The 21,703-nt window shown below is 58.8% G+C and carries 19 protein-coding genes; 11 read left to right on the top strand and 8 right to left on the bottom strand.

Annotated features, from left to right (window positions below; all coding sequences use genetic code 11):
• Positions 1–49: 49 nt before the first annotated feature.
• Positions 50–712 carry a phosphoribosylglycinamide formyltransferase gene (gene purN, locus BM035_RS11240; RefSeq protein WP_014576731.1) on the bottom strand — a complete coding sequence of 221 codons (663 nt, stop codon included), beginning with the start codon at positions 710–712 and terminating at the stop codon, positions 50–52.
• The gene (gene purM, locus BM035_RS11235; protein WP_092031940.1) at positions 709–1,773 is read right to left on the bottom strand and encodes a phosphoribosylformylglycinamidine cyclo-ligase; all 1,065 of its coding nucleotides are present in this window, start codon (positions 1,771–1,773) and stop codon (positions 709–711) included. The genes purN and purM overlap by 4 nt, the downstream gene beginning before the upstream one ends.
• 219 nt (positions 1,774–1,992) lie before the next feature.
• Here purM and BM035_RS11230 point away from each other — a divergent pair, with 219 nt between their 5' ends.
• The 5 genes from BM035_RS11230 to BM035_RS11210 are packed head-to-tail and all read left to right on the top strand — an operon-like array spanning position 1,993 to position 5,753.
• The gene (locus BM035_RS11230; protein ID WP_092031901.1) at positions 1,993–3,270 is read left to right on the top strand and encodes a DUF2066 domain-containing protein; all 1,278 of its coding nucleotides are present in this window, start codon (positions 1,993–1,995) and stop codon (positions 3,268–3,270) included.
• Between the two features lie 21 nt (positions 3,271–3,291).
• Complete coding sequence (locus BM035_RS11225) at positions 3,292–3,852, top strand: CDP-alcohol phosphatidyltransferase family protein (protein ID WP_175497385.1); 561 nt, start codon at positions 3,292–3,294, stop codon at positions 3,850–3,852.
• Entirely contained in the window at positions 3,849–4,547 is a 699-nt protein-coding gene (hda, locus tag BM035_RS11220) for a DnaA regulatory inactivator Hda (protein ID WP_008172833.1), read from the top strand. The genes BM035_RS11225 and hda overlap by 4 nt, the downstream gene beginning before the upstream one ends.
• 60 nt (positions 4,548–4,607) lie before the next feature.
• Complete coding sequence (locus tag BM035_RS11215; RefSeq protein ID WP_008172831.1) at positions 4,608–5,405, top strand: ParA family protein; 798 nt, start codon at positions 4,608–4,610, stop codon at positions 5,403–5,405.
• Between the two features lie 12 nt (positions 5,406–5,417).
• Entirely contained in the window at positions 5,418–5,753 is a 336-nt protein-coding gene (locus tag BM035_RS11210; RefSeq protein WP_008172829.1) for a YqcC family protein, read from the top strand.
• Here BM035_RS11210 and nadC read toward each other — a convergent pair whose 3' ends face one another.
• Entirely contained in the window at positions 5,754–6,593 is an 840-nt protein-coding gene (gene nadC, locus BM035_RS11205) for a carboxylating nicotinate-nucleotide diphosphorylase (RefSeq protein ID WP_092031899.1), read from the bottom strand.
• 223 nt (positions 6,594–6,816) lie between these two features.
• Here nadC and BM035_RS11200 point away from each other — a divergent pair, with 223 nt between their 5' ends.
• From BM035_RS11200 to BM035_RS11185, 4 genes are all read left to right on the top strand, one after another.
• Entirely contained in the window at positions 6,817–9,114 is a 2,298-nt protein-coding gene (locus tag BM035_RS11200; RefSeq protein WP_092031896.1) for a DUF1631 domain-containing protein, read from the top strand.
• A gap of 69 nt (positions 9,115–9,183) precedes the next feature.
• Positions 9,184–9,810, top strand: coding sequence for a 1,6-anhydro-N-acetylmuramyl-L-alanine amidase AmpD (gene ampD, locus BM035_RS11195; protein WP_062784867.1), 627 nt, complete (start codon positions 9,184–9,186; stop codon positions 9,808–9,810).
• On the top strand, positions 9,811–10,698 hold the full coding sequence (locus BM035_RS11190; RefSeq protein WP_008172824.1) for a hypothetical protein: 888 nt from the start codon (positions 9,811–9,813) through the stop codon (positions 10,696–10,698).
• 120 nt (positions 10,699–10,818) lie between these two features.
• On the top strand, positions 10,819–12,849 hold the full coding sequence (locus tag BM035_RS11185; protein ID WP_053114921.1) for a methyl-accepting chemotaxis protein: 2,031 nt from the start codon (positions 10,819–10,821) through the stop codon (positions 12,847–12,849).
• 46 nt (positions 12,850–12,895) lie between these two features.
• Here the strand turns inward: BM035_RS11185 and BM035_RS11180 are convergent, their stop codons facing one another.
• From BM035_RS11180 to BM035_RS11160, 5 genes are all read right to left on the bottom strand, one after another.
• Entirely contained in the window at positions 12,896–13,453 is a 558-nt protein-coding gene (locus tag BM035_RS11180) for a cob(I)yrinic acid a,c-diamide adenosyltransferase (protein ID WP_014576743.1), read from the bottom strand.
• A gap of 13 nt (positions 13,454–13,466) precedes the next feature.
• Positions 13,467–14,360, bottom strand: coding sequence for a ketopantoate reductase family protein (locus BM035_RS11175; protein WP_053114922.1), 894 nt, complete (start codon positions 14,358–14,360; stop codon positions 13,467–13,469).
• A gap of 5 nt (positions 14,361–14,365) precedes the next feature.
• Positions 14,366–17,218, bottom strand: a complete 2,853-nt coding sequence (locus tag BM035_RS11170; RefSeq protein ID WP_092031894.1) for a valine--tRNA ligase — start codon at positions 17,216–17,218, stop codon at positions 14,366–14,368.
• 83 nt (positions 17,219–17,301) lie between these two features.
• On the bottom strand, positions 17,302–17,814 hold the full coding sequence (locus BM035_RS11165; protein WP_092031892.1) for a DNA polymerase III subunit chi: 513 nt from the start codon (positions 17,812–17,814) through the stop codon (positions 17,302–17,304).
• Entirely contained in the window at positions 17,801–19,294 is a 1,494-nt protein-coding gene (locus BM035_RS11160) for a leucyl aminopeptidase (protein WP_092031890.1), read from the bottom strand. Before BM035_RS11160 ends, BM035_RS11165 begins: the two co-directional genes overlap by 14 nt.
• A 242-nt stretch (positions 19,295–19,536) precedes the next feature.
• On the opposite strand from BM035_RS11160, the gene lptF reads away from it, so the two are divergent.
• Entirely contained in the window at positions 19,537–20,646 is a 1,110-nt protein-coding gene (gene lptF, locus BM035_RS11155) for an LPS export ABC transporter permease LptF (protein WP_008172817.1), read from the top strand.
• The gene (gene lptG, locus BM035_RS11150; protein WP_062784951.1) at positions 20,633–21,694 is read left to right on the top strand and encodes an LPS export ABC transporter permease LptG; all 1,062 of its coding nucleotides are present in this window, start codon (positions 20,633–20,635) and stop codon (positions 21,692–21,694) included. Before lptF ends, lptG begins: the two co-directional genes overlap by 14 nt.
• The last annotated feature ends 9 nt before the right edge of the window (positions 21,695–21,703 follow it).

The raw sequence follows: 21,703 nt of genomic DNA, 5'->3' as shown, positions 1-21,703 counted from the left end.
GTAGCTGCTCGGGCAGGATGCGGGGATGACAATTCGTTCAGGCGATGCCTCAGTTGTCCGGCAAGCGCATCGGAGCGTTCAAGGGTTCGCCGTCGAACAACACATAATCGCTACCCAGTTGAATCCGGCCCTCACAGAACCAGCGCACAACAATGGGGTAGAGGATGTGTTCCTTGGCCTGCACCTTCTCCGCGAGGCTTTCTGGCGTGTCATCGGAAACAATCGCCACTTCTGCTTGGGCAATCACGGGGCCACCATCCAGCTCTTCGGTAACGAAGTGGATGGAAACGCCATGTACGGTATCGCCCGCTTCCAGTGCACGACGGTGAGTATTCAGCCCGGTGTACTTCGGCAACAGGGACGGGTGAATGTTCAGCATCTTACCCCGGAATGCCCGAACAAAATCCGTGGTCAGAATGCGCATGAAGCCTGCCAGGACAATCAGATCCGGATTGTATCGGAGGATTTCCGCCATCAGGGAGGCATCAAACTCATCCCGGGATTCGAAATTCTTGTGGTTTACCACAAAGGTCTCGATATTTGCCTGGGCCGCGCGCTCAAGGGCAAACGCGCCGGGCTGGTTGCAGCCAACGGCAATGATCTGCCCGGGAAAATCCCGCTCCCGGCTGGCGTCAATCAGTGCCTGAAGGTTGGTGCCGCTTCCGGATGCGAGCACCAGGATTTTCGGTAACGGGGTCTGATCTGCCTTCATGCCGACAGCAGCCCCGGTGCATAGCGAACGCAGGCATCTGCCTGTTCGTCATCGGCACGTTCGATCAGGCCTACCTGCCAGGCATGTTCGCCCAGTGCTTTCAGGGTATCCAGGGCCAGCTCCTTCTGGTTGGCAGGCACGCAGACAATCATGCCGATACCACAGTTAAAGGTGCGGTACATCTCTTCACTGGCAACGCCGCCGTTGTCCTTGAGCCACTGGAATACCGGGGGCAATGACCAGCTGTTGGTATCGATGGCAGCGATGGTGCCGTTCGGCAGCACCCTGGGAATATTTTCCGGCAGGCCACCACCAGTGATGTGGGAGAGGGCACGAACGTCGACTTCGCGAATCAGCTGCAGAAGATTCTTTACGTAGATTCGAGTCGGTGCCATCAAGGCGTTGGCCAGGGTGGTATCGCCGATTGGCTGCTCGAGGTCAGCGTTGCTGACTTCCAGAATTTTCCGGATCAGGGAGTAGCCGTTGGAGTGAGGGCCGGAAGAGCCCAGGGCAATCAGCACGTCTCCGGCCTGGACGCGGCCGCCGTCAATAATCTCGCTGCGTTCGGCAACGCCTACGCAGAAGCCAGCCAGATCGTAGTCGTCGCCTTCGTACATGCCCGGCATTTCAGCGGTTTCACCGCCGACCAGCGCACAGCCAGCCTGCTCGCAGCCCTCGCCGATTCCGGCAACCACCTGAGTGGCAACGTCTACGTTCAGCTTGCCGGTCGCGTAGTAGTCGAGGAAGAAAAGCGGTTCAGCGCCGCCGACAACCAGATCGTTCACGCACATGGCGACCAGGTCGATGCCGATGCTGTCGTGCTTGTCCAGTTGCATGGCCAGTCTGAGCTTTGTGCCCACTCCGTCGGTGCCGGAAACCAGAACCGGTTCGTTATATCCGGCGGGGATGGAGACCATGGCGCCGAAGCCGCCGAGACCGCCAAGAACCTCGGGGCGGCGGGTGCGCGCGGCGGTGTCCTTGATTCGGCTGACGAGTTCATTGCCGGCATCAATATCTACGCCAGCATCGCGGTAGGTCAGGGAGGGCTTCTGTTCGCTCATGGTGTACTTAACCGTTGGCCAGTGGGTCAGGCGGCGGATTTTAACAGGTGCGGTGTGGCGCTCCAAATGTATATTGCTTTTCCGAAATCCGGGGCCGCTACTCACACCCTGGGGCATGGTGTATCCTATGCGCCATTCATGCGAATTGCAGGGTGTTTCATGTCAGTATCAGGGCAAAAGCCGGCACACAGGTCTTTATCCGGGACGTGGGTAGTTGCGTTGTTCACCGTTCTGCTGTCTGGGTTTTCCGCCCAGGCAACCGCAGTGACCGTTTCCGGTCTTTATTCAGCCAAAGTACCGGTGGAAGGGTCCTCGTCGGGTCAACTCGCCCAGGGATATGCAGACGGGCTGAGCCAGGTAATGGTAAGGGTTTCCGGTACCCGAGACGTACTGGCGATGGAGGGCGTTGAAGCCCTGCTGTCCGATGCCGAGTCGTTACTTCTTTCCTATCAGGTTGCCCGTGGCGAGTCCGGCCAGAGTGTTCTGAGCATGTCCTTCGGAGCGGTTGGCGTGAATCGCGCGCTGGCTGCAATTGATGCGCCGGTGTGGGGTGCCAACAGACCGCTCACACTGGCCTGGATTGCTGCCGAGGATCGTGGCTCGAGAACACTCGTAACACGGCCCGGGGCCGGCTCTGGTCAGGAAGACGCAGGAGCCTGGAGGGCTGCGTTCGATGAGGCGGCCAGAAAGCGTGGCTTGCCCGTGGCGCTGCCCCCGGCGGATTTCGCCGCAGACCGGGAGTTGTTGTCGGATATCTGGGGGCAGTTTATTGGCCGGGTGAAGTCTGCATCCGGGAATCTGGACCATGATGTGCTCGCTTTGGTGCGGGTCAGCCGTGCTGGCGGGCAATGGCGTGCCGGCTGGGTCTTCGATGGTATGGCCATGAATGCTGGCGAAGAGTCAGTAACCGCACAGACTCCGGAAGCATTGGCAGAGGCCATGATTAATCGCTGGGCCGAGCTGTACGCCAGCCGATACGCGGTTGCTGCGTCGGAAGTGGGCGATTCGCCCCAGGTGGACATTGTGCTGCGTGGCGTTACGTCGCTTGAAGACTATGCCGGCGCCAATAAGGTGCTGGAAGGACTGACCCCCGTGGTTAGCGTTGGTGCCCATCGGGTACGGGACGAGCAACTGACCCTGCGGGTGGCTTTCTCCGGTGAGCTGGACCAGCTGCGGGAGTACATCGCCCTGGATCCGCGCTTCGTTCCAATGGAGGCCGACGTTCCGGCAGAACCTCCGGTTACCGCCCGCACAGCAGAGGACCAGGTGGCGTCGTCTGGGTCGAACCCGCAAGAGGCGCTCGAGAGCGAGGTATCGCAGCCGGCTGGCCCGGATCAGCAAACCTCTGCGGAGGCGTCTGAAGAGACTGCCCTGTTTACCTATCAGCCGGTGCCCGTCGATGAGGAAGATGCCAGGGAAGCGTTCGAATCCCTGTACCAGGTTCTGTATTATCGTTGGCAACCGTCTTCTGTCATCGGGAGCGATGGCGGCGAATAAGGTGTAACCGGAGGGAGTCTTTTGAATTTGCACCGCTGGCGCTGGATTCCCAATGCCCTGACGTTCCTGCGCATTCTTCTGATCGCTCCCTTCGCGGGAGCGTTACTGATCGGAGATTATCGCCGGGCGTTGCTGATATTCTTTCTGGCCGCCGGCACAGACGCGGTTGACGGCTTCCTTGCCCGCCATTTCAATTGGCGTTCCAGGCTTGGTGCAATTGCAGATCCTCTCGCCGACAAGGCCTTGTTGATCACCGCGTACCTGATGCTTACTCTCACCGAGGTTCTGCCCGTGTGGCTGTTTCTGCTGGTGTTGGGGCGTGATCTGCTGATTGTGGTCGGCGCTCTGGCCTACCACTACAAGGTTGGTCGATACGATATGGAGCCCAGCATTCCCGGCAAGATCAATACGTTTATCCAGATTCTTGTAGCCCTGGCCATCATCGTGCTTCTGGCGGACCTGCCGATGCAGCCCTGGGTGGTGGATGCCGGCATTATCCTGGTGGCTGTTTCCACCGTGTTCAGCGGGGCGCATTACCTGTTTGTGTGGGGCTTGCGGGCCTGGAGGGCTACCCGGCCATGACCGCATCCCAGTTGGTGCTCGGGGTCAAGCTGCGTGACGACGCCCGATTCGACAATTTCCATGGCGACCGGAACACGAGCGCAGCCCAGCGTCTTGAAAGCGTTTGTCAGCAACCTGATGATATGCCTGTCGTTGTTCTGTGCGGTGATGCCGATACCGGCAAGAGCCATCTTCTACAGGCAGTGTGCCACCTGGGCGAAAAGCAGGGCAGGGCAGCGGTGTGTATCAGCATCGCAGAGCTAGAGCCTTTTGGTCCCGATGCCTTGTCGGGGCTTGAGACCCATGAGATCGTCTGTCTTGACGATGTCGACCGCATCGCAGGCCAGCGGGTCTGGGAAGAGGCCATTTTTCATCTCTATAACCGGATTCTCGATCGAGGCGGCCTCTTGCTGGTGAGTCTGGCCGATTTGCCGGCCAGTTTGCCCTTTGAGTTGCCGGATCTGGTCTCCAGATTCAGTCACGGGCTGATCATCCAGTTGGGTATTTACCGGGATGAGGATCGCCTGACCATTCTCAGGGCCCGTGCCGAGAAACGTGGCCTGGTGATGGCGGATGATGTGGCCAGCTATATAATGCGCCGGGCGCCCCGAAGGCTCGGTGATTTGCTGGGGATTCTGGATATACTGGATGAAAATTCACTTCAGGCACAGCGGCGGCTTACTATTCCGTTTGTGAAGACAGTGATGGGGTGGTGAGTTGGAATGGGTTCATCGCAGGGCAGAAATCGATAACGGATTCATCAAGGGAGAGGCAATATGAGACGGGTGGTATTCAACCAGAAAGGCGGTGTCGGCAAGTCCAGTATCACGTGCAATCTCGCAGCTATCAGCGCCGCTCGTGGAAAGCGCACCCTGGTCGTGGATCTTGATCCGCAGGGAAACTCCACCCATTATCTGCTGGGCAAGCCTGCCAGCGAGCTCAAGGACACCGTTGCGGATATGCTGGAGCAGACGGTGGCCTTTACCGTGTTCAATCGCCGTCCGGACGAATTTGTCCATGCCTCACCGTTCAAGAACCTGTTTGTGATGCCCTCCAGCCCGGAGCTGGATTTTCTCGAGCGCAAGCTGGAGGCCAAGCACAAGATATACAAGCTGAGGGAAGCCCTGAAAAAACTGGGTGAATCCTTCGATGCGATCTACATCGATACCGCGCCGGCGCTCAATTTCTATACCCGGTCTGCCCTGATTGCAGCCCAGCGCTGCCTGATACCCTTCGACTGTGACGATTTTTCCCGTCAGGCGCTGTACAACATCCTCAACGAGATTCGTGATCTGCAGGAAGATCACAACGAGGATCTTGTTGTCGAAGGGATTGTTGCCAACCAGTTCCAGCCGCGGGCCAGCCTGCCCAAGCAGCTGGTCAGGGAGCTTACCGAGGAGGGCTTGCCGGTTCTGCCTGTGCGTCTCTCAAGTTCCGTGAAGATGAAAGAGTCCCACCAGAGCCGGCAGCCCCTGATTCACATGGCACCCAAGCACCCGCTGACGCGCCAGTACGAGGACCTGTTCCGGGTTCTGCATGGCGAAACCGTGGAGCTTGAGCCGCTTAACGATTGAAGCGAGACTGATATGACCGAATCCGGTAACCCGGTCGGGCAGGTTGCGGACTGCCTTCTGAACATTGAGATGGAGTTGCGGCAGCTGGGGCTCTGGGAGTCAGAGCCGCCACCGGACGAGGCGTTCCAGAGTGCGCAGCCCTTTTGCATCGATACGCTGGAATTTACCCAGTGGCTGCAATTTGTCTTTGTGGAAAGAATGAAGATCATTATCGAAAACGACCACCCGTTGCCCTCGGCCTCCGGCATAGCGCCGATGGCCGAAGAGCATTTCCGGGGGCGACCGGAGTCCGGTAGCAGGCTGGTTCGGGAGCTGGAGGTGATCGATCGCCTGCTTAGCGGGGAGTGATCAGTCCAGTCTCATTGACAGGTCGACAGCCTTTAAATCCTTGGTCAGCGCGCCAATCGAGATGAAGTCCACGCCGGTTTCGGCGATCGGCACCAGGGTGTCGGCATTGATTCCCCCGGATGCCTCCAGCTTTGCTTTGCCACCAGTGGTAGCGACCGCGGTCCGCATGTCTTCAAGTGAGAACTCATCCAGCATGATGATGTCTGCACCCGCTCGAAGGGCTTGTTCCAGCTCGTCAAGGTTCTCGGTTTCCACCTCCACCGGTTTGCCCGGCGCAATCCGGTGGGCGGCTTCAATAGCTTGGGCAATGGAGCCGCAGGCGGCAATGTGATTTTCCTTGATCAGGAAGGCATCCCACAGCCCGATCCGGTGATTGAAGCAGCCGCCACAGGTTACAGCGTATTTCTGGGCCAGGCGCAGACCGGGCAGGGTTTTACGGGTATCCAGCAGTCGAACACCGGTGTGTGCAACCCGGGCGGCATAGCCCGCGCAGGCGGTCGCAACGCCAGACAGGGACTGGAGCCAGTTCAGAGCCGCGCGTTCGGAGCTCAGCAGGCTTCGTGCCGAACCCTGCATGGTAAACAACACCTGATCCGGTGACACGGTCTCTCCATCGGCCACCTGCCAGTTCAGCTCAACGGCCGGATCCACCTGTCGGAAAACCTCGTCCACCCACTCCCTGCCCGCGATGGTGGCGGTTTCCCGCGTAATTGCCCGCCCTGTTGCCTGTTTGTCGGCTGGTATCAGTCTGGCCGTAATGTCGCCATCGCCGATGTCCTCCCGCAGACTCTGGGCAACATTTTCAATTCTGGCCTGGCGGAGGAGTTCAGGGGCAATCATAGGGCAAAAAGTCCGGTGCAGTGGGTTGACGGCGTTTCAGGCTGTCAATTCTAAAGCGCCGCCGGTGAATCGCCAAACTCTTGGGGCTGGGCTGCTAAACTGTGATGCACGTCAGGTCTACACAAAAGGTGACAAATTCTGACACAACCTGACGTGGGCAGCTCGTATCATGTGAAGTGGAGAAATAAACAGGCAATTGTGTAATACAAGGCGGAGCAGCGAGATGGTGCACGATAACAAGGTTGTCAGCTTTTCAGGCCGGAAACCGCCCGCCCGGTTTTCTTTGCCTGCGTCCCTCGTGCGCCTGCGTGACGCATCGGGTCAGTCCCTCAAGTCCGTTCTTGCCAGTTTTTTCGATCGTGCCGATGATGCCCTGTTTGAACTCGCGGACAGAGCCGGCTCCAACCTCGACCAGACCGCCTACTTTGATGCCATGCGGGAGCTCAGGCTTCGTCGCAAGGCCATGGTGGTCTCGATCCTCCAGTACGTCAGCCAGGCTTTCAATGAAATCGGAAGGTTCCAGCCCCAGCAAAGTGCCAGGTCCCTGGATGAAGTTGACGAGGACTCTCTCAGCCTCGTTGATCATTCCCAGCTTGAGCAGCAGGTGGCAGTCGACAATCTCATAAATAAACTCCGGAACCGTTATACCGAACAGATCCGTCTGCTTACCGTCCGGGTCGGGCATCTGGTGCCGGGCATCGAGCTGAAAGACGCACAAATGCCGCTGAGCCCTGAAATCATCTGTGGCGGTGTTGCCGAGGCCTGTGCAGACCTCGACATTGATATCCGGGCCAAGCTGGTGGTTCTGAAGCTGTTTGATCGCCTGCTTGCCGATACCCTCGGTGATTTCTACAAAGAAGCCAATCGCACCTTGATCAGTGAAGGCGTAATGCCTGACATGAAACGACCGCCCACCGGCAAGGTGCCCTCCCGCTCCGGTCAGCGTGGGTCAGCAGAGAGTTCAGTGCCGACCAGTGCCAGCGGTCAGGCGGATTCTGCCAGCGAGAGTCAGGGTATGTCTCAATCACAGGCCACTTTCTCGGAGCTCAGCGCGCTGTTGCATCGCGGTGAGTCTAATGCTGTCACTGGCGGATCCCCGGTCGGCGAAAGCTACATTGATACCGACAGGCTCATGGCCCGGTTGACAGAAGCGCAGTCGAGCAGCAGGCAATGGGGTGAAGGTACCGTTGTACCTCTGAGCGAGCAGCTTCAACCCATCCTGCGTTCCGGCGATGGCAACAGCCTGAGCGTTGGGCAGGTCGACAGTGACGTGATCAATCTGGTTTCCATGCTGTTCGACTTTATTCTGGAAGATCGCCAACTGCATCCGGTGATGAAAGCATTGATCGGGCGCCTGCAGATTCCGGTGCTGAAAGTGGCGCTGAGTGACAAGAACTTTTTCAATCGGGGCGGTCACCCGGTTCGAAAACTGCTTAACGAGCTGGCACTCTCGGCCATTGGCTGGACCGAGAAGAAGGCCGGGCAAAGAGACCCGCTTCGGGACAAAATCGAATCGGTTGTAGATCGGGTTCTGTCTGAGTTCACTACCAACGTCTCCCTGTTCGAGGAGTTGCTGAAAGATTTCAGCCACTTCATGGATCTCGATCGCCGACGTCGTGAGCTCGTCGAGCAACGTCTTCGGGATGCTGAAGAAGGGCGGGCTCGACAGGAGCGGGCGTCCCAGGCGGCGGAAGGCTTGGTTAAGGAGCTGACAGAGCAGCGGGACGTGCCCGAACCGGTTGCCGGCCTCCTGAGCGAAGCCTGGACCCGGTACCTGCAATGGGTTGTCCTCCGGGAGGGCGAGGAAAGCGACCGGTGGCAGCACGCCCGGAACCTGACCGAGCAGTTGGTCTGGAGTGTGGATCCGCGCCCGGTCACTGATACCACCAGGTCAGATCTGCTGAGGGCAATACCGGCCATTGTGGACGACCTTCGCAAGGCACTGCAGGATATTTCCTGGGACCCGTTTGCCACCGATGCGGCGATTCGCGACCTTGAACTTGCCCATGTGGATGTTTTCCAGCGATTGGTGACGGCTCCGTCCAGGCCGGAATCACCTTCGGAACCAGAGGATCTGCTCGTTCCGGAGCCCGCTGCTGAGCAGCCCGTCGAGCCCCCTGAGCCGGCGGCCGAAGACGCTGTCAAAGCAACGCCCTCGCCGGCCGAGCCTGAAGTGCCTGTTTCTGTGGTCAGCGAGGCTGCCTCCCAGGCGGACGCTGAAACGCAGACTGCTTCAGTATCTCCAGAGTGGCTGTCAAAGGCCGAAAGCCTGCGTGTGGGTTCCTGGATTGAACTTACCCGCGACGAAACCCGGGTGCGCTGTAAGCTTGCGGCCTTTATCAAGGCCACTGGCAAATATATCTTTGTGAATCGCAGTGGCGCGAAGGTGGCAGAGTATCTGCGTCAGGAACTGGCCGCCGACATGGAATTCGGGAAAATCAGCATGCTGGATGATGGTCTGATCTTCGACCGGGCACTGGAGTCGATCATCGACAACCTGCGCAGCAGCCGCAAGGACTGATTCGTAGCAACCGTGGCAACTTTGTGATTCAATCAGAGGCTGTAATGCTCTGAAACTTTTGGAATTACTTTGCCCGATTCAGACGTTTTTTCCGAACGCCCTTCCGCCTCCGGTACCGATGGAAATTCGCTTCGCGAAACCGGGCGGATTTCCTTCGCCCGCTGGACCCCTTCGCCGAATTTCGGGCCTCGTCCGGATGGAGCGGGCATCTCTCTTCTGGTCGTCCACAATATCAGCCTGCCTCCGGGCCAGTTTGGTGGCCGCGAAATAGAAGACTTCTTCTGCAACCAACTCGACCATTCTGCGCACCCCTACTTCAAGACTATCGAGGGCGTCCAGGTGTCTGCGCACCTGCTGATTCGCCGCGATGGCGCGCTGGTGCAGTTTGTCAGCCTGCTTGATCGGGCCTGGCATGCCGGCCGATCGTGTTTTGAAGGGCAGGAGGAATGCAATGATTTTTCCATCGGGATTGAGCTGGAAGGGACCGACGACACCCCTTACACCACCGAGCAATATCGCATGCTGGCGAAAGTGGCGGACCTGATTATGACGGCCTGGCCGGATATCACGGCCAATCGGATTACCGGGCACTGCGACATTGCGCCCGGCAGGAAGAGCGATCCCGGCCCGGCTTTTGACTGGCGGTATTTCCGGTCAGCCCTGGAAATAGTCCGAGGATCGGGGAGGAACGTCTGAATGGTATTTGTTGTGTTTCTTCTGGCCTACATGGTACGTAGGCGTCTGGATTCCCTGGACATGCTGTCTGGCGATGAGGTCTGGCGCCGTTGGTTCCGCTACGGCAGCCGGGTCAGGGCGGGCCATGAATCGGGGATAGCAACCGGGCTGGCACTGGTCCTGTTGCCGGCCCTGATACTGGGGCTTGCGGAATACCTGCTGGTGTCTTCTGGCTGGAGAATGGCGGCTTACCCGCTGGAGTTCCTGGTGCTGGTCGTCCTTATGGGAACGCCGGGCTGGCGACAGGTACTGCGGGCCTATGCGGAGGCGTGGCATCGGGGAGACATGCAGTCGGCCTGGCATCATGTGAAAGACCTTCTTCCGGCCGATGAACGGGGAGCCGCAGTGTCTCCCGAGGCCATGCACCTCTCCCTGTCCAAGGCACTGATGGTTTCGGTGTTCCAGCGCTTTTTTCTGGTGGCTTTCTGGTATGTGGTTGGCGGTATCGGTCTCGCGGTCCTGGCGCGTGGGCTGGTAGCGCTCGCCGAGCAATGGCCGCAGGCGCCGGCCAGGCCCAGGTTTGCAAAAATGTCCGACCTTGCCGGCTGGATTCCTGCCAGGCTTTTGTCGTTAACGTTCGGAATTGCCGGAGATCTGGCCGGCTGGCTGCGTGAAACTCGCCAGACTCTGACCGGAATCTCCAAAAAAGCGGGCGAGGTACTCATGATTTCGGCCAACGGGTCGTTAACCGGGTATGCACTGGATCCAGCGAGGTTTTCCCGGATTCACCCGGATGAGTGGACAGCGTTTGGGGGAAGGAGTCTGCGAGCGGTAAGGGATCTGCTGAACAGAAGCATGCTGGTATGGATATGCATACTCGCCCTGCTGGTTATTTCCGGCGTCGTTTAGCCCGGATTTTATAAAACATTGCAGTTTAACAACAAATAAAGCTTAAGTTTTTAAGACTTTAGGCGACAATAGAAGAAAAGAATTAACGTTCAGTGGTTATTTGCCAGCACGAGGGTCCCTGTGAAGCAACTCATTAATCCTGCCATTGCCCTGATGAACCGGCTGCCGATGGTCTACAAGTTCAGTCTCATCAGCATTCTGTTCCTTTTACCAATTGGCGGGCTGTCCTGGCTTGCCATTTCCGAGCTGAATCGCTCGGTTCAGACCATGACCCGGGGTGTCGAGGGGCTGGAGCAACTCCAGCAAGTGGATCGGCTGGTGGATGCGGCGATGGATTATCGAGACTATCGCTCACCGGCGATCATCAAGGATGAGAGTGCCATTACCGCAGTTTCCGAAGAAGCGGCCACTGAGATTGACAGCCTGCTGGCGGCTCTGACCGCAGAAGAGCGCTCGTTTGATACGACTGGCTCCTGGGCCGATCAGGTTGAAGGCCTTCGCCAGGAGTGGGAAGCATTGCGGGCCGATGACAATTACCAGGGCAGCTTCGATCCTCAGTTCAAGTATTATCAGGAATTCGTCCAGAAGGCACAGGCGCTGCTTTCGGCCACCATTGAAATCTCTGGTTTGGGGCAGGGGGCCTCAAGAGAAAACCAGTTGATTCTGGGCCTGGTCCAGGACTCTCTCCCGGCTGCACGCACCGTGATCGGTCGGGCAAAATCCTACGGAATCTTCGCACTGGTCGAGGGGCAGGTAGGTTACGCCCTGAGCGAAACCCTGAACGAAATCTATGACCAGTTGACCAATCGCACCTCCTTGCTTTCACCGGCTTTGGCTCTTGCTTCTGAAGCATCGCCGGCCCTCGCCAATCAGGCAGGCAACGCCATTCAACGGGTTGACGAGAGTTTGATGGTGGTTCGGGATCATCTGGATCTGAACGTGATAACGCCCATGCGTCTGGAAATGCCCTGGACCGAATACGACGATCTGATGTCCGGGCAGTTGGCCCACTACGACGACGTCAAGACGGCTGCCTTCAGCGTGGTCGACTCGAACCTGCGCGCACGGCTCGAGAGTGAGATCAACCAGCGTCGCCTGATTGTGGTTGCCCTGATCGCCGTGCTGCTTGTGGTTGTCTATCTCTACATCGGCTTCTTCATGTCCGTACGTACCGCCATCAACCGCTTCAGCGAAGCCGCACGGAACGTTGCCGCCGGCGACATGACCACGCACATCAGTTTGCGCAACCGCGATGAGCTGGGCGAGTTGACGACGGAATTCAATAACATGACCGACCGGATTGCCGAGCTGATCCGCTCTGTCAGCCGGACGACGGCGGACGTAGACCAGCAGGCCACCCGGGTCAATGACACCGCTGCGGCCAATAGCGAAGCGGTTGCGCGTCAGATGGAAGAAAGCGGCCAGATCAATGAAGCCATGAACCAGATGGTTGAGGCGGTTCATGAAGTCACCGAAAGCGCGCACCGGGTTGCGGACAGCGCGAGCAATGCCGAACAGGACACAGAAACCGGCCGGGGCGTGGTGGCCGACACGGTTGAAACCATCAACAAGCTGGCGGGTGAAATCTCAGGCGCGGTGGAAGTGATCAACCGGGTCAGCAAGGACAGTGACAACATCAGTCAGGTGCTGGTCGAGATCAAGGCCATCGCCGAGCAGACCAACCTGCTCGCCCTGAACGCCGCGATCGAGGCGGCCCGGGCCGGGGAGCAGGGGCGTGGTTTCGCGGTGGTTGCCGATGAGGTTCGCTCGCTGTCACAGCGCACGCACAAATCGACGGAAGAAATCGAAGGCATGATTTCCCGGCTCCAGAGCGGCGTCAAAGACGCGGTGTCGGCCATGACCAACAGCCGGGACGTGACCGAGGCAACGGTGCAGAAGTCCGGAGAGGTGACAGAGGCCCTGGATAGAATCGCCAAGGGCATCTCCGTGATCGTGGATATGAGTCACCAGATCGCCCAGGCCGCCGAAGAGCAGTCTGCCGTCGCGAAAAACGTGAACTCGAACGTTGAGCAGATTGGCGAGCTGGGCCAGAAAACCGCCGCCAATGCTGAAGAAACCCTGGGTTCTTCCAGAGAAATGTCGCAACTGACAGCGTCGCTTCAGCGTCTGGTGGAAGCCTTCAAGGTCTGATCGGTGCGACCTTTGCGCGCGATCAGGCGCATAAAAAATCCGGCCCTTAGAGGCCGGATTTTTTTTGTTCCCAGAGAATCTCTTCGCCACCCTCGCGCCGGGCCAGTACGCGGGCGATGACAAACAACAGATCCGATAGACGGTTCAGGTAGTGTCGGGAAGCGGTGTTGATAGAGTCCTCATGGCCGAGGGCGACGACAACCCGCTCTGCACGACGGCAGACCGCCCGGGCAAGGTGACATTGGGCGGCGCCGGGACTGCCTCCGGGCAGGACAAAATTCTTCAGCGGTGGCAGGCCTTCGTTGTGCCGGTCCAGGGTGCCCTCCAGCCATTCGATGTGTTCGTCACCAATCACACGGCTGCCGGGGATGGCAAATTCGCCCCCCAGGTCAAACAGATGGTGCTGAATGCGGCGCAGGCTCTCCACCAGTTCGTCGTCGCTGTCCAGGGTTTCGATTAGCAACCCGATATGGCAGTTGAGTTCATCAGCGGTGCCCATGGCTTCAACTCGCTGGGCATTCTTGGCAATCCGGTTGCCATCGGCCAGGCCCGTGGAGCCATCGTCTCCGGTACGGGTGTAAATCTTGGAAAGGCGGTTGCCCATCAGTCTGCTCCTGTTAATGTGACGACAGTTGTTGTACCCGTTCGGTCAGCATTTGGTTCACCGGCGTGTCGATACCGAGTTCTTTTCCTAGTTTTGCCAGATACCCGTTGATAAAGTCTATCTCGGTTTGGCGTTTGCGGAGAACATCGGCACGCATGGACGATGTGTTACCCGCGGTGTTTTGAGCGACCTGTTCAATGCGTTGGCGCAGGGAATCCGGTGTTTCCGTGATCTGGGCGGCGGCGCTCATCAGCTCTGATAGTTCCCGGCAAAGCTCGTCGATGGTGTTCTGATATAGCCCTGCAGACAGGATGTCGCCATTGGGGCAGTTCAGGATGGCGGTGTAGGGATTGATGCCCGCATTGACGATCAGTTTCTGCCAGAGTCGCTGAAGGATGGCCGGCTCCCGATGGATGGCCAGGCCGGAGTCTTCCAGCATGGCGACCGCGCGGTCCACCGAGAATCTGGCCTGCTCCGTCAGCGGACCCACCCAGGTATCGCCGGTACCGGCATGGACGAGAAGCCCCGGTTCAGGTCGATTTGCGCCCTCGGTGGTGGTTGCGGCCAGGATCGGGCGCTCCGGCCACCGCTCGGCGACAGCTTGCTGGCTGCCCAGTCCGTTCTGGAAAAGCAGGATGGGGATATCAACGGGTAATTGGTCGATCACGCCTGCTACAGCGCTCAGGGTATCACCGGCCTTGGTTGTCACCAGCATCAGGTCCGGCGTGTCGCCGGTCGTGAGGAAGGGAATCTGTATGGAGGATTCCGGCCCCTCAAAGGGCCGGAAACGGTAATCGACGCTTGAGTCGGTGGGCTCGCCCGGTTTGGCGACGAAGGCAACGCAACCGTTGGGTAGCATTGCGCCCCAGAGCCTTCCCAGAGAGCCTGCACCGAGAATACCGATCATGCCGGTTACATGGCCTCGATATCGGCCCTTTGCTGGCTCAGGCGGGCCTGGCTGCTTTGGGCGTCCCGGAGTTTTTCCTGTTCCTTCTCGACCACCTCGGCCGGAGCCTTGGCCGTGAACTTCTCGTTACCCAGTTTACCCTCCAGGCGACCGATCTCTTTCTGCAGGCGTTCCAGCTCCTTGTCCAGACGCTTGAGTTCGGCTTCCTTGTCAATCAGGCCGGCCATGGGAACCAGTACTTCCATGTCTCCCACCAGTTGGGTGGCAGACATGGGGGCTTTGTCACCCTCAAACCAGTCCAGGCTCTCCAGCTTGGCCAGGGAACTCAGGAACTGGCGATTGTCATTCATGCGGCGCTGATCCTCGGCGTCTTTGCCACGCAGCAATACCGGGATCTTCTTCGCCGGCGAGATGTTCATTTCGCCCCGGATGTTCCGCACGGCAACGATCACCCCCTTGAGCCATTCAATATCAGCGGTAACCGCTGAATCCTGCTTGGTGGCATCCGGTTGCGGGTAGGCCTGCAGCATGATGCTGTCGCCAGTCTTGCCGGCCAGGGGCGCGATCCGCTGCCAGATTTCCTCGGTGATAAACGGCATCATCGGGTGCGCCAGGCGCAGAACGGATTCCAGTACGCGCACCAGGGTGCGACGGGTGCCACGTTTGGCTTCGGCACTGGCGTCTTCATCACTGAGCACAGGCTTGGACAGCTCCAGATACCAGTCGCAGTATTCGTTCCAGATGAACTCATAGAGCGCGTAGGCCGCCAGATCGAAGCGGTACTGGTCCAGGTGACGGATCACGTCCTGCTCGCAGCTCTGCAGCTCGCTGATGATCCAGCGGTCTGCCAGAGACAGTTCCACGGGCTCGTCATTCACGCCACAGTCTTCGCCTTCGGTGTTCATCAACACGTAGCGGGCTGCGTTCCAGAGCTTGTTACAGAAGTTGCGGTAGCCTTCCAGGCGCTTCATATCCCAGTTGATGTCGCGGCCGGTCGTTGCCATGGCGGCAAGGGTGAAGCGCAGGGCATCGGTGCCGTGGGCGGTGATGCCCTCCGGGAATTCCTTCTTGGTGCGCTTGCCGATTTTTTCGGCCAGCTTGGGCTGCATCAGGTTGCCGGTTCGTTTCTCCAGCAGGTCATCCAGGCTGATGCCGTCGATCATGTCCAGCGGGTCGATCACGTTACCCTTGGACTTGGACATCTTGTCGCCGTGCTCATCACGGATAAGGCCGGTGACATAGACGGTATGGAAGGGCACCTGGGGGCTGCCGTCTTCGTTCTTCATAAAGTGCATGGTCATCATGATCATCCGGGCTACCCAGAAGAAGATGATGTCGAAGCCGGTGACCAGCACGTCGGTCGGATGGAAGGTTTTCAGGCGCTCGGTGATCTCTGGCCAACCCAGGGTGCCGAACGTCCACAGGGCAGAGCTGAACCACGTATCAAGAACGTCTTCATCCTGCTCGAGGGCGACATTGGCGTCCAGGTTGTGCTTCTGGCGCACTTCATCTTCGCTGCGGCCCACGTAGATATTGCCGTCGGCGTCGTACCAGGCCGGAATGCGGTGGCCCCACCAGAGCTGGCGCGAGATACACCAATCCTGGATATCGCGCATCCAGGCGAAGTACATGTTCTCGTACTGCTTGGGTACGAACTGGATACGACCGTCTTCCACCGCTTCAATGGCCGGCTTGGCCAGGGTCTTGGCATCGGCAAACCACTGGTCGGTGAGCATGGGCTCGATAATCAGGCCCGACCGGTCACCGCGTGGAACGCTGAGTGCGTGATCCTCGATGTTCTCGACCAGCCCCTCGGCTTCCATATCGGCAACGATTTGCTTGCGCGCCGCTTCGCGGGTCAGGCCAGCGTAGGCGCCCGGCATGGTGCCGTCGAGTTCGGTGTTTTCGGTGCCGTCGGCATTGAACACCTCGGCCACGTCCCGGATGTTGGCGTCCTGGGTCATGACGTTAATCATCGGCAGATTGTTGCGCTTGCCCACGGCATAGTCGTTGAAGTCGTGGGCCGGCGTGATCTTCACGCAACCGGAGCCTTTCTCCGGATCGGCGTGATGGTCGGCAACGATGGGGATACGGCGGTTCACCCGCGGCAGCATCACGTGCTTGCCAATCAGGTGCTGATAACGCTCGTCTTCCGGATGCACGGCCACGGCCGTGTCACCGAGCATGGTTTCCGGCCGGGTAGTGGCAACGATCAGGTAATCCTTGCCATCCTGGGTTTGCGTGCCGTCAGCCAGCGGGTAACGCAGGTGCCAGAAAAAGCCTTTTTCTTCCTTGTTTTCAACTTCCAGATCGGAGATGGCGGTGTGCAGTTTCGGGTCCCAGTTCACCAACCGCTTGCCGCGATAGACAAGTCCCTCGTCGTACAGGCGGATAAACACTTCCTGAACGGCTTTGTAGAAGCCGTCGTCCATGGTGAAGCGTTCGTTGTCCCAGTCCACGGAATTGCCAAGGCGGCGGATCTGGCGGGTGATGGTGCCCCCGGAGTGCTCTTTCCAGTCCCAGATGCGCTTGATGAATTCTTCCCGGCCCAGATCGTGGCGGGTCTTGTCCTCTTCCGCAGCGAGTTTGCGCTCAACCACCATCTGGGTGGCAATGCCGGCGTGGTCGGTACCAACCGTCCACAGTGCGTTACGGCCCTGCATGCGCTTGAAGCGGGTGAGGGTGTCCATGATGGTGTGCTGGAACGCGTGGCCCATGTGCAGGCTGCCGGTTACGTTGGGCGGCGGGATCGCGATGCTGTAGGACTGGCCTTCACCGCTGGGGCGGAAGTACCCTTTGGATTCCCAGTTTTCGTACCACTGGCGCTCGATGTTTTCTGGCTGGTAGGTTTTTTCCATGGGGTTCTGCAGTGACCGTTGGTTGATTCACAAGGGAAAATTGAGACGCACGATTATACATGGTCGCCCTGTTTGCGGCGAACCTAACGCTTCCTCTGATCATGCACCCGGGGTTCAATCCCCAGTGCCCGCAATTGCTTGAAGTGTGACCGCGCCTGATTAAGAACATTCGGGTCGTTATGGGCAACCAGGGCCAGTCGCTTGAACCGGTCGGCATCCGCCGGCAAGGTTGCGGAGAGAATGATCACGGTATCCCAATCCTCTGGCGCCGGCGGGCAAAGCAGAATGCCAACGGGGTCGGAGCAGGTTGTGGCGGAGTCCGGAACAACGCTATGGGGGATGAATGCGTCCGGGCTGAAGTTCCAGAGCAGGTCGTCCAGCTCATCTGCGTGTTGCATGGTATCGCACACGACGCACACGCGGTCGCCCTGCTGCCAGGCTTTGTCCACGAGTTTTGCAGCGTGGAGATTGCGTGCGGCGGGCATGTTCTGGGCAAGGATGTGAAACCAGTAGCGCTGGTTCCGGTCTTCCTGTCCGGAGTGGCCGGCAGCCGGGCTGCCGGTCTCCGAAGAGCTGGAGGGCTTACTTTCCTGCATGGGACATCAGGTAGTCGACCAGCATGGGCACCGGGCGACCGGATGAGCCCTTGGCTTTGCCGGAGTGCCAGGCGGTGCCGGCGATGTCCAGGTGCGCCCAGCGATAGTCCTTGGCAAAGCGGGAAAGGAAACAGGCCGCTGTTATGGTCCCTGCAGGGCGGCCACCGATGTTGGCCATGTCGGCAAAGTTGCTGTCGAGCTGGCTCTGGTATTCGTCCCAGAGCGGCAGGCGCCATGCCCGGTCACCGGCACGCTCGCCGGCAGCAAGAAGCTCGTTGGCCAGTTCATCGTTGTTGGCCAGCAGGCCGGTGGCGTGATTGCCAAGTGCAATGATGCAGGCGCCGGTCAGGGTCGCCAGATCGATGACGGCGGCCGGGTCAAACTTCTTCACGTAGGTGAGGGCATCGCACAATACCAGGCGCCCCTCGGCGTCGGTGTTGAGGATTTCAACAGTCATGCCGGAGAGCGTGGTCACGATGTCGCCAGGGCGGGAAGCGCCGCCATCCGGCATGTTCTCTGCTGCGGCAATCACAGCCACCACGTTGATCTTGGGTTGGGTTTCGGCGAGCACTTTCATGGCGCCGAAGACACTGGCGGAGCCGCCCATGTCGTACTTCATTTCATCCATGCCCTCGCCGGGCTTGAGGCTGATACCGCCGGTGTCGAAGGTGATACCTTTGCCCACAAGTACGTGGGGCTTGTCCTTGGCCTTGCCACCACGGTATTCCATCACGATCAGTCGCGGCGGTTGGGTGCTGCCTTTGCCCACGGCCAGGATGGTGTTCATGCCCATCTTTTCCATCTGCTTTTCGTCAAGCACTTCGGTCTTGATGCAGTCGTAATCCTTGGCCAGCTTCTTGGCTTGCTGAGCCAGCCATTCCGGGTGGCAGATGTTGGGCGGCGTGTTGCCCAGATCCCGGGTGAGATTCATACCACGGCCGGTGGCCAGACCGAGGTTGAAGGCATCCTTGAGGGCCTTGCCGGCACTGGAGGCATGCACAATAGCTTTGTTGAGCTTCCGGGCGGCGGGTTTTTCGCTCTTGAAGTCGCTGAAGGTGTAAAGCTGATCTTCAAGGGTCCGGCCAATCAGACTGACACGGGCTGCTTCAGAACTCACTGCTTCTTCGCCGGTTACAGGGGTATCTGCGAGGGCGATCGCGACGCTTTTGGACGGACCGTCCTTGAGCGCGGTCATCATCGCGATCAACGCTTTACGGTAGTTGGCAGGGTTGCGATCTTCATCCTTGCCAGTGCCAACCACAAGCAGGCGAGTCCAGGGCTGATCAGCCAGAGGAATGGTCAGCGTCGTGGCATTCTTGCCGGACAGGTCACCGGCCTTCTGGAGTGTCTTGATCATCCCGCCCAGAGCCTCATCGGCCTGATTCGTCGAATCGGGCCAGGTGCCTTTCTCAGGCAAGCCAACTACGAGACAGTCTGCTTTGGTGCTGGCGATGGCTTTACTGCTCAGGCTGAAATTCATGGCAACTCCTGTTGATTGTTCACGAGGCTCCCGCCGGCGGCGGGAATCGTTCTTGATTGTGATCTAGTCTAGCATTGGGGCTTGCGGGGAAATTATCAAGCGATTGGCGCCGCTTCCGTGCCTGTCTGTGCCTTTATGCCGGTGTAATACCGCTACTCTGTCATTCGGCACCAAGGTTACATAGAATACGCGCAGTTCCCAGCGACCTCCACGTTTCAGCGGATACCGCCAGAGAGACCGATTTGAGCATCATTTTCCGTTACCTCATACGCCAGATCATGATCAGCATGGTTGCCGTTTCGGGCATCCTGCTGCTGGTGTTCATGAGTGGCCGTTTCCTGAAATATCTCGACAGTGCGGCCCAGGGCAGCATTTCGGCCGGTGTGCTGCTGGAGATCATGGCCTTTCGGTTTCCGGGTTTTCTTGAGCTGATTCTGCCCCTCGGGCTGTTCATCGGTATCCTGCTCGCCTATGGGCGTATGTACCTCGAAAGCGAAATGACGGTCCTGTCCGCCTGTGGGGTGAGTGACAAGGCACTGTTGGGAAAAACGCTTCTGGGCAGTCTGCCAGTGATGATCATTGTCGGTGCCATGAGTCTTTACGTGTCGCCCTGGGGAATGAATCAGGTTCAGGAAATTCTGAACGAACAACGAAAGGCAACCGAGTTTGAAATGCTTGCGCCCGGGCGCTTCCAGGATTTTTCCTCTGGCGGACGGGTGACCTATACCGAGGCTTTGAGTGAAGACAAGCGCCAGTTGCAGGGCGTTTTTATCGCCGAGTACGCGCCGGACGGGCGTGGCCTGACGATCATAACCGCAGATTCCGGCTCCCAGCTGATCGATCCGGAAACCGGCAGCCGTTTTCTCATTCTGGAAAACGGCGGTCGCTTTGAGGGCGCCGCGGGCCAGCTGAATTACAATGTGATCGATTTCGAAGCCTACGGTCTGAAGATTGAGGGCGGCGAGGCTGGCACCAAGCAGCGGGAAGAGGGCGCCAGTACCTGGAGCCTGATGCAGTCAGACCGCCTGGAAGATCGTGCGTTGCTGCACTGGCGTTTTTCGCTGCCGCTCATCGTGCCAATTGTGACGTTGCTGGCAGTGAGGCTGAGCCGCGTGAATCCACGCCAGGGCCGGTTCTTTCATCTGTTACCGGCAATGCTTGTCTACATTACTTATCTCGGGCTGCTCATTGTCGCCCGGGACTGGCTGGCGGCCGGCAAGGTCCCGGAATGGCTGGGCATGCTCTGGGTCCACGCGTTGTTCCTCGGCTTCGGGCTATGGCTTCAGTTCGGCCCAGCGTGGTTGTACCGCCGGCGCCTGATTCGGGATGGGGGTGCTCGTGCGCAAGATTGACGGGTATGTAATGCGCACGGTTGGCGGTGCGATGTTCCTCGTGATGATGGTGGTGTTGTCCCTTGATCTCATTTTTGCGTTCATCGCCGAACTGGATGACATCCGCAACAACTACCAGATCCTGGACGCACTCTGGTATGTCTTTCTGACCCTGCCAAGACGAATCTACGATTATCTGCCGCTGGGTGCCTTTATGGGCTGCCTGGTGGGCCTGGGTTCTATGGCCAGTTCCTCGGAGTTGACGGTTGTACGGGCTGCCGGCGTATCGCTCAAGCGTATTGTCTGGTCCGCAATGAAGCCGGCGCTGGTTATCGTGGTTATGGGTGTATTGATAGGCGAATATCTGGCTCCGCCTGCCGAGCGCGTGGCCCAGAGTTACAAGGCGGTGGCATTGGGCGCCGGTAGCAACGTGGCGTCGGCTTCGGGGGTCTGGCACAAGGAAGGGGATTCATACATCCATCTGAATGCCGTGCAACCGAATGGCGTCCTGCATGGAGTGTCGCGTTTCCAGTTTGATGATGATCGGCAGCTGCTGGCCGCAAGTTTTGCGGAGCGAGCGATTTATCAGGGCGACCACTGGTTGCTGGAGAATGTTCGCACCACGAGCTTCGAGGATGATCGGACAGTACGCGTTGACGACCGGACCCTGCGCTGGGAAACCGGCCTCTCGCCCGGCGTTCTCAGCGTGTTGATCGTGAAGCCTGAGAATCTTTCGATGACCGGACTCTACACATACGCCACCTATCTTGGCGAGCAAAGCCTCAACGCCTCCCGCTATTGGCTGGCGTTCTGGAAGAAGGCGCTCATGCCTCTGGGAACGGCGGTCATGGTGCTGGTGGCAATATCCTTCATCTTTGGGCCGTTGCGGTCGGTAACCATGGGATTCCGGGTGTTTACCGGGCTGTTGGTGGGGCTTCTGTTCAAATATATGCAGGATTTTCTTGGGCCAATGAGCCTTGTATACGGGTTCAACCCAATGCTTGCGGTGCTGGTGCCCATCGCGGTAAGCGCCGTGGCTGGTGGCATCCTGATGCGGCGGGCTGGTTGACCAGCCCTG

The sequence above is a fragment of the Marinobacter sp. DSM 26671 genome (assembly GCF_900112835.1).
GTDB classification, from domain to species: Bacteria; Pseudomonadota; Gammaproteobacteria; order Pseudomonadales; family Oleiphilaceae; genus Marinobacter; species Marinobacter flavimaris.
The sequence above is the reverse complement of the archived record's forward strand: the minus strand, read 5'-3'. Positions and strand labels throughout refer to the sequence as shown.

What these genes read in the sequence shown, in the direction of transcription:
- BM035_RS11215 (WP_008172831.1), top strand. Translation starts at nt 4,608, where the DNA reads ATGAGACGGGTGGTATTCAACCAGAAAGGCGGTGTCGGCAAGTCCAGT.
- hda (WP_008172833.1), top strand. Translation starts at nt 3,849, where the DNA reads ATGACCGCATCCCAGTTGGTGCTCGGGGTCAAGCTGCGTGACGACGCC.
- nadC (WP_092031899.1), bottom strand. Translation starts at nt 6,593, where the DNA reads ATGATTGCCCCTGAACTCCTCCGCCAGGCCAGAATTGAAAATGTTGCC.
- purN (WP_014576731.1), bottom strand. Translation starts at nt 712, where the DNA reads ATGAAGGCAGATCAGACCCCGTTACCGAAAATCCTGGTGCTCGCATCC.
- BM035_RS11210 (WP_008172829.1), top strand. Translation starts at nt 5,418, where the DNA reads ATGACCGAATCCGGTAACCCGGTCGGGCAGGTTGCGGACTGCCTTCTG.
- BM035_RS11175 (WP_053114922.1), bottom strand. Translation starts at nt 14,360, where the DNA reads ATGATCGGTATTCTCGGTGCAGGCTCTCTGGGAAGGCTCTGGGGCGCA.
- BM035_RS11180 (WP_014576743.1), bottom strand. Translation starts at nt 13,453, where the DNA reads ATGGGCAACCGCCTTTCCAAGATTTACACCCGTACCGGAGACGATGGC.
- BM035_RS11160 (WP_092031890.1), bottom strand. Translation starts at nt 19,294, where the DNA reads ATGAATTTCAGCCTGAGCAGTAAAGCCATCGCCAGCACCAAAGCAGAC.
- purM (WP_092031940.1), bottom strand. Translation starts at nt 1,773, where the DNA reads ATGAGCGAACAGAAGCCCTCCCTGACCTACCGCGATGCTGGCGTAGAT.
- BM035_RS11200 (WP_092031896.1), top strand. Translation starts at nt 6,817, where the DNA reads ATGGTGCACGATAACAAGGTTGTCAGCTTTTCAGGCCGGAAACCGCCC.
- BM035_RS11190 (WP_008172824.1), top strand. Translation starts at nt 9,811, where the DNA reads ATGGTATTTGTTGTGTTTCTTCTGGCCTACATGGTACGTAGGCGTCTG.
- BM035_RS11170 (WP_092031894.1), bottom strand. Translation starts at nt 17,218, where the DNA reads ATGGAAAAAACCTACCAGCCAGAAAACATCGAGCGCCAGTGGTACGAA.
- BM035_RS11165 (WP_092031892.1), bottom strand. Translation starts at nt 17,814, where the DNA reads ATGCAGGAAAGTAAGCCCTCCAGCTCTTCGGAGACCGGCAGCCCGGCT.